This is a genomic window from Paenibacillus kobensis NBRC 15729 (genome assembly GCF_004000825.1).
Classification (GTDB): Bacteria; Bacillota; Bacilli; order Paenibacillales; family Paenibacillaceae; genus Paenibacillus_T; species Paenibacillus_T kobensis.
The window spans coordinates 43,232-56,148 of record NZ_BILZ01000020.1 but is presented as its reverse complement, the minus strand read 5'-3'; the positions used below and the strand labels follow the sequence as shown (position 1 = coordinate 56,148).

The 12,917-nt window shown below is 51.6% G+C and carries 15 protein-coding genes; all 15 read right to left on the bottom strand.

From position 1 onward, the window contains the following. Positions 1-10: 10 nt before the first annotated feature. Positions 11-373: a response regulator gene (locus tag PKO01S_RS13615; RefSeq protein WP_127531897.1), complete on the bottom strand. Its 363-nt coding sequence runs from the start codon at positions 371-373 to the stop codon at positions 11-13. A 23-nt stretch (positions 374-396) separates the two neighbouring features. Continuing rightward, positions 397-1,668 carry a flagellar motor switch phosphatase FliY gene (fliY, locus tag PKO01S_RS13610; protein WP_127531896.1) on the bottom strand — a complete coding sequence of 424 codons (1,272 nt, stop codon included), beginning with the start codon at positions 1,666-1,668 and terminating at the stop codon, positions 397-399. After that, entirely contained in the window at positions 1,658-2,659 is a 1,002-nt protein-coding gene (gene fliM, locus PKO01S_RS13605; RefSeq protein ID WP_127531895.1) for a flagellar motor switch protein FliM, read from the bottom strand. The genes fliY and fliM overlap by 11 nt, the downstream gene beginning before the upstream one ends. A 35-nt stretch (positions 2,660-2,694) precedes the next feature. Beyond that, positions 2,695-3,162 carry a flagellar basal body-associated FliL family protein gene (locus tag PKO01S_RS13600; protein ID WP_127531894.1) on the bottom strand — a complete coding sequence of 156 codons (468 nt, stop codon included), beginning with the start codon at positions 3,160-3,162 and terminating at the stop codon, positions 2,695-2,697. After that, positions 3,159-3,386 (bottom strand): flagellar FlbD family protein, encoded by a 228-nt coding sequence (locus PKO01S_RS13595; RefSeq protein ID WP_127531893.1) that lies wholly within the window; start codon positions 3,384-3,386, stop codon positions 3,159-3,161. The genes PKO01S_RS13600 and PKO01S_RS13595 overlap by 4 nt, the downstream gene beginning before the upstream one ends. 108 nt (positions 3,387-3,494) lie before the next feature. Beyond that, on the bottom strand, positions 3,495-4,316 hold the full coding sequence (gene flgG, locus PKO01S_RS13590) for a flagellar basal body rod protein FlgG (protein ID WP_127531892.1): 822 nt from the start codon (positions 4,314-4,316) through the stop codon (positions 3,495-3,497). Positions 4,317-4,417: 101 nt separating this feature from the next. Beyond that, positions 4,418-4,810, bottom strand: coding sequence for a TIGR02530 family flagellar biosynthesis protein (locus tag PKO01S_RS13585; RefSeq protein ID WP_127531891.1), 393 nt, complete (start codon positions 4,808-4,810; stop codon positions 4,418-4,420). Beyond that, the gene (locus PKO01S_RS13580) at positions 4,803-5,291 is read right to left on the bottom strand and encodes a flagellar hook capping FlgD N-terminal domain-containing protein (protein WP_127531890.1); all 489 of its coding nucleotides are present in this window, start codon (positions 5,289-5,291) and stop codon (positions 4,803-4,805) included. Before PKO01S_RS13580 ends, PKO01S_RS13585 begins: the two co-directional genes overlap by 8 nt. 36 nt (positions 5,292-5,327) lie before the next feature. After that, entirely contained in the window at positions 5,328-6,710 is a 1,383-nt protein-coding gene (locus PKO01S_RS13575; protein WP_127531889.1) for a flagellar hook-length control protein FliK, read from the bottom strand. Between the two features lie 34 nt (positions 6,711-6,744). After that, positions 6,745-7,662, bottom strand: coding sequence for a MotE family protein (locus PKO01S_RS13570; protein ID WP_246070570.1), 918 nt, complete (start codon positions 7,660-7,662; stop codon positions 6,745-6,747). A 40-nt stretch (positions 7,663-7,702) separates the two neighbouring features. After that, positions 7,703-8,149, bottom strand: a complete 447-nt coding sequence (fliJ, locus tag PKO01S_RS13565) for a flagellar export protein FliJ (protein ID WP_127531887.1) — start codon at positions 8,147-8,149, stop codon at positions 7,703-7,705. Between the two features lie 7 nt (positions 8,150-8,156). Beyond that, on the bottom strand, positions 8,157-9,482 hold the full coding sequence (fliI, locus tag PKO01S_RS13560; protein WP_127531886.1) for a flagellar protein export ATPase FliI: 1,326 nt from the start codon (positions 9,480-9,482) through the stop codon (positions 8,157-8,159). After that, positions 9,463-10,302: a FliH/SctL family protein gene (locus PKO01S_RS13555; protein WP_127531885.1), complete on the bottom strand. Its 840-nt coding sequence runs from the start codon at positions 10,300-10,302 to the stop codon at positions 9,463-9,465. Before PKO01S_RS13555 ends, fliI begins: the two co-directional genes overlap by 20 nt. Beyond that, on the bottom strand, positions 10,295-11,308 hold the full coding sequence (gene fliG / locus PKO01S_RS13550) for a flagellar motor switch protein FliG (RefSeq protein WP_127531884.1): 1,014 nt from the start codon (positions 11,306-11,308) through the stop codon (positions 10,295-10,297). The genes PKO01S_RS13555 and fliG overlap by 8 nt, the downstream gene beginning before the upstream one ends. Before the next feature lie 11 nt (positions 11,309-11,319). Further along, the gene (fliF, locus tag PKO01S_RS13545; protein WP_127531883.1) at positions 11,320-12,894 is read right to left on the bottom strand and encodes a flagellar basal-body MS-ring/collar protein FliF; all 1,575 of its coding nucleotides are present in this window, start codon (positions 12,892-12,894) and stop codon (positions 11,320-11,322) included. Between the last annotated feature and the right edge of the window lie 23 nt (positions 12,895-12,917).

The window sequence follows — 12,917 nt, the reverse complement described above, 5'->3', positions numbered from 1 at the left end:
TGTGAACGGCCTAACCGAGCGTCTTCTTGATCGCTTCGATTACACGGTCCGCTTGGAACGGCTTCACGATAAAGTCTTTCGCGCCGGCTTGGATCGCATCGATAACCATCGCTTGTTGGCCCATTGCAGAGCACATGATGACTTTCGCGTTCGGATCAATCTTCTTGATCTCTTTCAATGCAACGATACCATCCATCTCCGGCATCGTAATATCCATTGTCGTCAAGTCCGGTTTCAGTTCTTTAAACTTCTCGACAGCAACCGAGCCGTCCGGCGCTTCACCGACAACCTCATATCCGTTTTTCGTCAAAATATCACGGATCATCATACGCATGAATGCTGCATCATCTACGATCAAAATTCGGTTTGCCATCGTTCAAATTTCCCCCTAGGATGTTATTGAATTTTTTGCATACGGTCCCATTGACTTACGATATCCGTTACACGGACACCGAAGTTTTCGTCAATGACGACGACCTCGCCCTTCGCGATCAGCTTGTTGTTCACCAGGATGTCGACCGGCTCGCCGGCAAGCTTGTCCAGTTCAATGATGGATCCTTGCGACAATTCAAGAATTTCTTTGATCTGCTTTTGGGTTCTACCCAATTCTACCGTTACTTTGAGCGGTATGTCGAGAAGCAAATTGAGATTTGTGTCGTCTGACTGAACGTAAGGTGCGCCTTGGAAATTTGCGAATTGAACAGGCTGAACGTTCACATTGCGATTCGGCATTTGTCCATATGTATTCGGTCCTTGCGGCGGTGCATACATCGGCTGTTGCTGCGCATACATCGGCTGCTGCGCGTACATTGGCTGCTGCTCTGCGTACATTGGAGGCTGCGCCGCATACATAGGCGGCTGTTCCGCATATCCAGGCGGTGCAGCAGCAGGCGCAGGTGCAGGTGCTGACGCCGCAGCAGCAGCAACTGGTGCAGGAGCTGCAATCGCAGCAGGCTCTGCCGCAGGCGCTTCTTCCATGCCGCCCATCAGAGTTGCAACCATTTGCTTCGCGAACGAAATTGGCAGCAGCTGCATGATCGTCGAATCGATCAGATCGCCGATCATCAGTCTAAACGAAACGTTAATAAATTCATCATCTTGCGGCAGCGTTTCAACGCCATTGCCGCCTTCAACGTCCAAGATGTCGATTCCCGGAGGTGAAATATTAACGAAACGGTTGAAGATCGTCGACATCGAAGTCGCCGACGAGCCCATCATTTGGTTCATCGCTTCTTGCACCGCGCTGATATGAATCTCATTCAATTCAGCTTGCGGCACAATGCCTTCGCCGCCGAGCATGAGATCAGCAATGACCTGTGCATCGTGCGTCTTAATGACGAGTGAGTTAATGCCTTGGAAGCCGTCTACGTATTCAACCGATACGGCTACATGCGGCTTCGGGAACACTTCTTTCAGTTCCGAGCGCTTAACAAGCGTCACTTGCGGTGTCGTAATATCGACTTTCTTGCCTAGCAAGGTGGACAGAGCGGTTGCCGCACTGCCGAATGTGATGTTGCCGATCTCGCCAAGTGCATCCTGCTCGATATTGTTCAAGTAATTCGTAATATCTGTCGTGGCGCTGCCGGACAGTTCAGGCTCCGGATCGTTGGACGATTGCCGCAGCAAAGCGTCGATTTCTTCTTGACTCAAGTAATCTTTACTCGTCATGTTCTTCCTCTACCCCTTCGCTGACAATCTCGTCAACCTGTATGGCTACCCGGTCTTTAATCGAGCCCGGACTTCCGACAAACTTGAGTTTATTGCCGACCTTGATGTGCAGTCCTTCGCCTACTGGTTTATTGAGCGTAATTACGTCGCCCGCTGCCAAGTTAAGAAACTCATGAATGTTGATAGTCGATTCGCCTAATTCGACGGCAATTGGCAGCTTCGCCCGATTGACCCGCTGCTCCAGCATGTCCACCTCTTCAGGGGAACGCGATTTCTTCTGCGATACGAACCAGTGGTGTACAGAGAGCTTAGGCATGATCGGTTCAATGACGACATGCGGAATACATAAATTGATCATCCCCGTCGTATCCCCGATTTTGGTGCTAAGCGAGATCAAGGCAATCGTTTCGTTCGGCGACACGATTTGCATGAACTGCGGATTCGTCTCGAGCGCCTCAAGCCTTGGCGATATATCGAGCACCGTTTTCCATGCTTCTTGCAAGCTGTCGAATGCGCGGCTGAATATCCGCTCCATCACCGTCATTTCGATTTCGGTCAGCGCGTTCATCTTGGAAGGCGCAGTGCCTTGTCCGCCAAGCAGCCGGTCCAACATCGCATAAGCGACGTTCGGATGGACTTCCAGTACCATCCGTCCTTCGAGCGGTTCCGCCTCGAAGATGTTCAGAATCGTCATCTTCGGAATCGAGCGGATGAACTCATCGTATGGTAGCTGTTCGACGTCCACAACGCTTATCTGAACGAATGTTCGAAGCTGCGCGGAGAAATAGGTTGTCAAATACCGCGCGAAGTTTTCATGAATACGCGTCAAGCTGCGGATGTGATCCTTAGAGAACCGAAGCGCACGCTTAAAGTCATATACGCGAACTTTCTTCTGCGTATCCTCCTTCTTCAGCTCCTCGGCGTCCATTTCGCCTGATGACAAAGCTGCAAGCAGTGCGTCGATCTCATTCTGCGATAACACATCAACCACATTCTCACCCCCCTAAAGGTATACCGGTCAATCGATTAGATTTGGCTCAAGAGGAAATTGGTTATATCGACCTTCACCAGTTTTTGCTTCTCAGGAAGCTCTTGGTTGATCAAGTTGAGCAGCTTCGAGGACAACAAGTCTTGACCTTTCGAGCCGTTTAACTGGTCGACCGTCATATCCGCGATGACGCGGTTTACGATCGGACGGATTTGAATGTCCTTAATTTTTTCGAATGCTTCTTTCGATTTCTTGCTGTCCAGTTGGAATGCGAAGTTCGCAATCAAAATGTAGTCATTGTCCAGCAAGTTGCGTTTAATATCTTTCAATTCAGAAGTGACTTCCACTCGCTCATCAGCGGACAGTTCCTCTACTTTCACCGGCTCCGTAACCGTCTTTTTGTCGCTGGAGTCGTCGAACATCGAGTTCAACAGTATGATGGCGACGATCGCGATTAGCGTTATCGCTAAAAGGATCGAGATTAACCACGGTAACATTTTTTTCATGTCGAGGTTTCCTCCGTTTGCTCGCTCTTAGTGGTCGCCGCAATGACGCCAATCGTTTGAAGATAGCGCTGAACGAGCGAAATCACTTCCGAAGACTTTTCGAGTACAAGTAATTTCTTGCCAGTTGTTAGCGTAATAAGCGTGTCAGGCGTCTCTTCAATCGTCTCGATCAATAATGCATTAATAACAAGTCTCGTTCCATTCAACCGAGTTAAGCCAATCATACGCTTCCTCCTATGCTGCGCAGCGCTCCGGCACATGCGGAGAGCAGGCTTCGTAAGCATTGGCTAGATCCGCGGAGAAAGCGGCTAGCGCCTCCTCCGCGGCCAAGCTTATCGTTTCAGATTCACGACTTCTTGCAGCACTTCATCGGAAGTCGTAATAATACGGGAGTTCGCTTGGAATCCGCGCTGTGCTACGATCATTTCCGTAAATTCATTCGTCAGGTCGACGTTGGACATTTCGAGCTGGCCGGCGATGATCGCTCCTGTGCCGAATTCAGCACTGTTAGCCGCTACGACTTCAACTTCGCCGCCAAGAATCGCATTCGGGGTCACCCGGTACATGTTGCCGCCGACTTTCTCAAGGCCGCTTGGGTTTGTCACTTTCACGACGCCGATTTTGAAGTCAGTTGGCTCTGTCGTGCCGTCTGCTCCAATCGAGATGATCGTGCCGTCTTGTGAGATCGAGAACGACGTAACGCCTTCATCGAGAGTGATCGGCTCGCCGCCCTCCGCAAGAACAAAGTAACCGTCGGACGTTACGAGTTGACGAGCGGCGTCAAGGTAGAAGTTGCCCGCACGCGTCAGGTAAGGCGTTTCCTGGTCTTCGCTTGCTCTAACCGCGAAAAATCCGTCGCCGTCGATCCGGACGTCAGTCGGCACGTTCGTCGTCATCGCACTGCCCGCCGTATGGAGCGTGTCAATCGCAGCGATCGATACGCCGAGACCTACCTGCTTCGCATTCGTACCGCCTTGAGTGCCTTCTTCCGGCGCCGTAACGCCTGCAACGCTCTGGCTCAAAATATCTTTGAACATGACTCGGCCCGCTTTGAAACCAATCGTATTTACGTTCGCAATGTTGTTGCCGATTACATCAAGCTTCGTTTGAAAACCGCGCATACCGGATACACCGGAGTACATCGATCTTAGCATCTAATCATTCCGCCTCCCGCTTGGGATAATGGTTGTAATGCCGCCGCTTCAGTCGATCCGCGGCAGTCGGGCTTCCTTAAGATCAGGTCCGGCCCAATGAATTAATGAAGAATAACAGCGCTATCGATTTGAGTAAATACGGTATCCGCCATTTGCGAATGATCGAGCGCCGTGACGACCGTCCGATTCGGCACATTGACGATCAACGCTACATCACGCAGGACGATCAACGAATCGACTGCTCCTTTGGATGCCGCCTGACTTACCGCTTGGTTCAGCTTTGCGATCGTTTCCGGCTGAAGCTGGATGCCGCGCTGCCGAATCCGCTGCTCAGCATGCGAACTGAACTTCACTGCCTGCTGCTGCTGCTGGAGAATCTGGTTGAACGGCTTATCTTCCGGTCTTGTTAACGAACTTCCATTCGGCTTTGTAGTGACGCTTCCGGGTCTTCCCGGCAGCGGATACAGCGTTCCGATCTTCATTCCGTTAGACATTTTCTCCGCCTGCTTCCTCTTTCGGAGTCTGCTTTGCAGATGAAGGTACATAAGTAATTGTCGTCAATTCATCGACTTTCACCGATTTGTCGCCGACCTTCGCGTATTGCTCACCGTCTTTGATACTGATCGCTTCGACTACGCCGGAATAGGTCGTCCCGACTCCTGCGTCAGACAATCCGTTCCATTCAACCGTCATCCCGATCAGACTCGATGCGGTACCTAGGTTCTGGCGAAGCATCGTCATCTGCTCCGACATGTTCATCAATTGCTCTACGGATGAGAATTGAGCCATCTGTGCGATAAAATCGCGGTCTTGCAGCGGCTGGCTCGGGTCTTGATTGCGAAGCTGAGTGACTAATATTTTCAGAAACTGGTCCTTGCCGAGCGTCGTATCTTTTGTCGTGGCAGCCGCTTTTTGCACATTGGATGTGCTGTAGTTCGGCCACACGGCATTGTTGTTAATCGCTTCCCCTGCCAATCATGTCACCCCCAATCCGACATCGCTTCATGCGAGTTATGCTTTGAAGTTAATGCTTCGTCCGTAACCAAGATCACGAATGACGCTTTGCTGAGCAAGCTCGGCCTCGAAAGCGGCTTCATCCGATTCGGCTTGATCGCCAATTCTGACGCCGTCTTCCGATTGCTGTCTGCCGGAGCCTTCACGGTGTTGATGCGACATTTGACTCTCTACCGACTGCTGCGTTACTTCCAGCTTCTCTACGTTCAAGCCCTGCGATTGAAGATTCGTACGAAGCTGAGCGAGTTGATTGTCGAGCAAGTCCTTCGCGCTGCTCGATTCAGCGACGAACAAAGCCGTTAGCTGTCCGTTATGTACCGAGATGCGAACATCAACTTGTCCGAGGTGTTCTGGCGTCAGCGTCAGTCTTGCCTCCGACAAACCTGCTGCCGTCTTCACTTCGAATTTGCCGACCATCAGGTTTGCCATCGTCTCAGCGAACTGCTGAGCCGGTACCGGCGCTGCAACATTGACTTGACGAACTGCCGAAGCCGACCGTGCTGCGTCCGTTAGCTGACTCGTCTGCATATTCAATACGTTAGCAAAATCTTCAGATGCTGTAGCCGTAGTGTCAGATCCATCCGTGTCCTCTTCGGAACTTCCTTGTGCTGCAATCAGTTGCAGCAACTGCGGACTTACCGATTGACGATTCAACTGGTCTAACAAGACCGTTGCTTTCGCTTGTACAGGTTCGGCTTGCTGAACGTTAACTACTGGCTTCGTTGAGCCGTTAGCAGCTGGAGCTGCTTGTACGGAGTCCGCTTGCTGTGCAGCATTCGATGCTGCCTGCATGCTCGCTTGCAGCTGGCCGAACGCTTGTTTCAGACCCTTCAGTTGCGAGCCAAGCCATTGTTGCGAATTGCCTAGTTGAGCCGCACCAAGTTGACCGCGTCCAATCGTTTCCTGCAGTTGGACAAGCGCCTGCTGTACGTCTGCACTCATATCTACAGCCTCACGGCCTGGTGTGAGCGGAAGCGGCTCCACCATCTGCCCGCCTAGCAATGCCAGCATTGCATTCAATTGGTCCAGCATATCCTTCAGCTGATCCGCCGCGTCGGTTTGATCGGCATTGCCGCTCAAATCCTCGCTTTGCAGTGCTTGCAGAAGCTGGCCAATCGCCTCAATGACTTGGTCGGCAGTTAGAAGCTCCGCTCCGGAGGCTTCTCCTGACGCAACGGTTTCGGCTGCTGGCTTGCTTGCGCCGCTAGCCTCTGCCTTGGAAGCAGTTGCAGACGCACCGCCTTGCTCTTTCATGCTGGATGTCAGCGTTTGCTTGAAATCACCGCTGCCGGAAGCAGAAGCCGTTGCATTCGTTTCCGAAGCAGTCGTAGTTGCTTTAGGCTGCGAAGATACCGGTGCTGCTGAAATAGCCATATCCATTTATGTTTCACCTCCTTTCATATATAATGAAGGTTTACTTTCCGGACATTAGCTTCGATACTAGCTGAGCTGTAATCCCTTCGTTCAGCGCTGACATTTCCGCTACGATCGAAGCACGCGTGCTGTCGTCGACTGCGTTCAGAATGCGAAGAACTTTGCTTGGACTAAGATCAGACATTTTGATCAACAGCTCGGCTGCGCTTTTCGGCGCCATGCTGCCGAACGTCTGCTTGAGCTGCTGACTGTCGAGCAGGGTCTGCGATTGTGCTGGTGCATTGGCTGCTGCCGATTGGCGTTCCAGCTGCGCTTGCAGCGCCGCGATCTGACGATCCTTGGCGGTAACGACATCCTTAAGCATCAAGGAGGCATCGGCCGCTTTTTGCGGATTCATTTTCTCCAGTATTCGGGAACGGTTCTCTGCCGGCATGGAATCCAGTACGAGAACAGCTTCCTCCGTCGACATGCTTTGCAGAATTGGTGCCGCCTTGCTTGGCGTCATCTGCGTGTACATCGCGGCAACTTCGCTTACTTTCGCTGCATATTGTTCGTCATCCAGCAGTTTGGTTTCATTCGCCTTTTTCAGCTGGTCGATTTCACCTTGCAGCGTTTTGATTTGCTCTTCTGCTTGAGCCGTTTTATCTTGAGCCGCCGACACTTCGGCTGTTTTATCGTTCAGCTGCTTGCGCAGCTCATCGATTTTGACTCTCGACTTCTCGGCACTTACTTCATTAGAGGCTGTAGATTCATCCGGCTTCGGAGAATCCGGCAGCACACTTTCCAAGTAAGGCACCTTATTGCCTAGATCCAGCATCTTGTGGCGCATGTCCTCATTGAACAATGCCATAAAGATGCCGAGCAATATGATCGTAAACAGAATCGGCGTTAAGAAGAACATAAACCGTTCAAACCCGCTGTAACGCTCGTTTTCAACATCCATACCCGCCAATTTCATCCCTCCCGCAGTCCCGGTTCACGAATTGTAACAGCGTCGGTTAAGGGGCTGCGACCATGAAACGAACGGTTGCCATTTCGTCCAACTCGTTTTGCTCCTGCATCATCACAGCTTGCCGGAATCGGCTTAATGCGCGTTCCTTCGCCTGCATCCATACTTTCTCGTCCTTCATCTTAACGGACAGATGGTTGCGGCTAACCTCTACGACCCCTTTAGCCTGACGGACTTCCGCCAGTTTGCTCATGATGCAGCAGTCCAAATGGTCGATGTATTGCTGTACAGCCATCAACTCGCCTAGCGGCACCGCTGATGATGCAATCTCAGCAAGCTTCTCTTCCCACTGCTTGCGCTCTTGCTCCAGCTGATCGAGCGACATCTGCTCCATCTGAAGCTTGCCAAGCGCGTCGGACAGCAGCCATTCGGCTTGACGCTTCTCGCTTTCCTTAAGTCCTACAATCTTGTCATACGCGTACCGGAACTTTGCCACTTATCGGTCATCTCCCGAGAAATTGTTGAATGAGCAGCTGCTGCGCTTCTTCTAGTCCGACTTTCTCGTTCGTCTTCTGCCTTGTAAAAGCGTTAATTTCATCGATTGCTTCGATCGATCTATCAATTTTTTCATTGGAACCTAGCTGATACGCCCCGATATTGATAAGATCTTCCGAACTTCTATAAGTAGCTAGCAAACTTTTCAAAGCGTTCGCTGCATCCTGCTGCTCTTCTGTCACAATTTCTTTCATAACCCGGCTGATCGAAGCAAGCACATCGATCGCTGGAAAATGCCCTTGATGCGCAAGCTCCCGGCTGAGCACGATATGTCCGTCCAAAATGCCGCGAACGGCGTCCGCAATCGGTTCGTTCATATCGTCGCCGTCGACGAGTACCGTATAGAATGCCGTGATTGAGCCATTCTGCCCGGTACCTGCACGCTCGAGCAGCTTCGGCAGTGCCGCGAATACGGATGGCGTGTATCCTCTAGTCGCAGGAGGTTCGCCAATCGCAAGACCGACTTCGCGAAGAGCCATTGCATAACGGGTAACCGAATCCATCATCAGCATGACATTCAAGCCGCGGTCCCGAAAATATTCTGCAATCGTCGTCGCAATCAAAGCGCCTTTCATCCGGATTAGCGCGGGCTGATCGGATGTCGCTACAATGACAACGGATCTTGCGAGACCTTCAGGTCCGAGATCTTTCTCAATAAACTCGAGAACCTCGCGTCCGCGTTCGCCGATTAGCGCAATGACGTTCACGTCAGCAGAGGTGTTCCGTGCGATCATGCCAAGCAGCGTACTCTTACCGACGCCTGAACCGGCGAATATGCCTACGCGCTGGCCAGTGCCAACCGTCAACAAACCGTCGATGGCACGAACGCCAATGCTTAGCGGATCTTTCACCCTCGGCCTTGCGAGCGGATTGCCAGGTGCATTATGGGTCGAACTGTGAGGCATTCGGCTTGGCATGAAAGACCCGTCAAGCGGCTGGCCTAATCCATCCAGCACTTTGCCGAGCAGCTCCGAACCGACCTGTACAGTCAGCGGTTTGCCCGTACCGACAACATCACAGCCTGGACCGATCGAATGCAATTCACCGAGCGGCATAAGTATCACTTTGTTATCGCGGAACCCGACGACCTCCGCTTTGAGCGGTTTCGCTCCTTTGGTCGGATAGATATGGCATACATCGCCAATGCTCGCATCCGGACCTTCAGATTCGACCGTCAATCCGATAACCCGGGTTACCTTGCCGTTAATCCGTACAGGATCAATCGGCTTCAAATGCTCGATATACTTGTCTGCGTTAAGCTTCGGAAGAATCATGAGCGTTCCTCCACTCGTCGCTGTCCAGTGCAAGCTGCATAAGCTCACGTTTAATTTCCGTCAACTGCGTATCGATGCGTGCATCGATGCTGCCGAAGTTGGAACGTATGACGCACCCGAAATCCCGAACGGTTGCATCCGGCAGAATGTGCAACTCCGCTTGCGAATCGATCGAGAGAGCGAGTTCTTCGCGGGCCGCTTGCATGAAGGCGAGATGCTCCGGTGCTACGCATAAGGTGATGACACCTTGCTCACGTCTCCGAGCAAGCGACTTCGCTGTCATATCGACTGCAATTTCAGGACTAATCGACAACTGGCGGCCAATCAGTTTCTCCGCGATTGCGGTACTTAGATCGACAAGGAAAGGCTCCGCTTCCTGAATGATCTGGTCGCGCATTTTATAGGCTGCGCTAAGCAGCGCTTGCGCTTCTTCGATCTTCTGCTGCCATTCTTGTTGAAGCTCGCCGATTGCCTGCGCCCGGCCTTCATCGTAACCCATGCTGAACCCATCATCCTGCGAGCGGCGAATAATCGTCTCGTCTTCCTCGCGGCGCGACTGCCACCATTGCACAATTTGCTGCTCCGCATCAGCAAGCATCGCATTGTGCTGCATAACGGCGTCTTGAATATGTTGTTCTGCGAATTGTTGAGCGTCTTTAATAATTTCGTCCCTTATTGAGATCGTCCCGGAATCCGGTACATACTCTTCCGGCAATTGCTCGTCTAGCTCCGGTTTAGGAGGAACATAGCGGTTGAACCATTCCAATTTGTGCAAGTCTTCTAATGAAATAACATGAGAGGACTTTATCAAATTAGACAATGATATCATCTCCTCCGCCGCGGGCGATGATGATCTCGCCTGCTTCTTCAAGCCTGCGGATCGTCGCTACGATGCGCGTTTGCGCTTCTTCGACATCACGCAGCCGGACAGGTCCCATATACTCCATTTCTTCCTTGAACGTCTCGGACATCCGCTTGGACATGTTGCGGAAAATAGCTTCGCGCACCTCTTCGCTTGCCACTTTGAGCGCGAGCTGAAGGTCCGACGTTTCGAGGTCGCGGATAATGCGTTGAATCGAACGGTTGTCGATGTTGACGATATCCTCGAAGACAAACATCCGTTTCTTGATTTCTTCTGCAAGTTCCGGATCTTGAATTTCGAGCGCATCGAGAATCGTACGCTCCGTACCGCGGTCGACCCCGTTCAAGATATGAACGATCGATTCGATGCCGCCTGCCGTCGAGTAATCCTGCGTGACGGTCGCGGACAGCTTCTGTTCGAGCACCCGTTCCACTTGAGACAGTACTTCTGGCGAGGTGCTGTCCATCAGAGCAATTCTTCTCGCAACCTCTGCCTGCTTCTCTTGCGGAAGCGACGATAGGATGTGAGAGGCTTGCTCCGGTTGAAGATAAGAGAGCACAAGCGCGATCGTCTGCGGATTCTCGTTCTGAATAAAGTTGAGAATTTGCGTTGGCTCTGCTTTGCGGGCAAAGTCGAACGGTCTAACTTGCAGCGTTGCCGTCAGCCGGTTAATAACTTCGACTGCTTTTTGCTCGCCGAGCGCTTTTTCCAAAATATCTTTGGCGTATGCGATACCGCCTTGCTGAATATACTCCTGCGCCAAGCAGATTTGGTGGAATTCGGTCAGAATAATTTCGCGCTCCGAGCTGTCGACTTTCCGAACGTTAGCGATTTCGAGCGTCAGCTGTTCGATCTCTTCTTCTCTTAACTGTTTAAAAATTTCTGCTGACACTTCCGGACCGAGCGTAATGAGCAGAATGGCTGCTTTTTGCCTGCCGGTTAATCCGCCGTATGATTTCGCCATGCCGATCCCCTCTATTCGTCCACGAGCCAAGTCCGAAGAAGGTTAACAAACTCTTCAGGCTTGCGTTTGGCCAACGTTTCAAGATTTTTGCGTACTTGATGGTCGTTCGTCACATTTTCCAGGTCGAGAGTCGGGAATTCAACCCGAACCGGATCCACGGAAGCAGCAGCAGCCATCAATTCCGCATTCCGTTTACGTCTGCGTGCTACGCCGATGCCGATACCGGCCGCGAGTGCAGCAGCTGCGGCGCCAATGCCGATGAGCCAAGCTGTGCTCGATTTGGATGCTTGCGACGGTGAAACTCCGTTAACGAAATCGTTCGCCATGACTGTAACCCGTTGGCTGACGACCGCATCGCTCGTTACATCCAGACCGGATTGTGCAAGCTGCGTACGGATAATTTGTTTCACGTAGTTCGTAATTTGAGTCTGTGCGTCACCTTGCAATGCCGACTTGTTAACACCAATGCTGATGTTCAAGTCTTTGATCATGAACGGACTGGATTCGATAATGTTCTTGATCCGGTTGAATTCATAATTGCGAATGCTGTTCGTCTCTTCCGAAGAAGAGTTACCGCTACCGCTAGCCGTCTGGTAACCCGGTACATCGGTCTCACCGGTACCCGGTACACCGCCTGCGGTTGCATCTGAGTTAGTCGACGTCTTCGATGCTTCTTGCGAGCTGACCAATCCGCCGTTGTTATTGTTATTATCAAGCGGCTTGATCAAGTTCTGTTCGGACGTCTGTTTGTCAAAGTTCAAATTACTTGCTATGTATACGACCACGTTGCCTTCACCGATCATCATGCTCAAGTATTGCTGAATGTTCTTCTTCAGTTCGCCCTCATATTTGCGTTGAGTCTGGAACTGTAGATCCGCCAAATCGGCATTTCCTTGAACTCCACCATTCTGTTCGGATGATAGCAATTGGCCTTCGGGACTTGCGATCGTAATGTCCTCGATTGCGAGCTTCGGCACCGCCGTCTTGACGAGCTTGAAGTAGCCGTCGATTTCTTTTTGCGTTGGACGGTAGCCGTTCACGAATTTCATCGTAATCGAAGCAATGGCATGCTCGTTATCCGGATCCGGGAATACGCTTTCTTCCGGAAGCGTTACGAGCACTTTCGACCACTCGACGCCCTGCATGTTGTTAAGCAATTGCTGCACTTCACCATTGAGCGCGTTGCGGTACTTCACATTAAACTCGTTCTCCGTTGTTCCCCATCCCGAGGACGAACTATTGAAGGATTCAAAGCCGATCGACCCGTTTCGTACGAGTCCTTGCGAACCGACATCGATTTTGACTCTGGATGCAACTGCGCTTGGAACCATAATGCTGTGGCCGTCGCTCGACAGCTTATATCCGATGCCGCTGCTGTCCAAGTAATTCATGACTGCCGCGGAGTCCGTGGCGTCCAAATTATTAAAGGCAACCTCGTATTCCGTTCTGGAGAATATGTACGTGAGAAGCACGATTGACAATATTACTAAACCTAACGTTGCGCCAAGCCAAATCTTTTGTCTCTTGCCCGTCTGACTCCACCATTGCGAGAGCCGTTCGCGATACCGGGCGATTGTCTCATTCACAGTGCCACCTCACCCATTGCTCT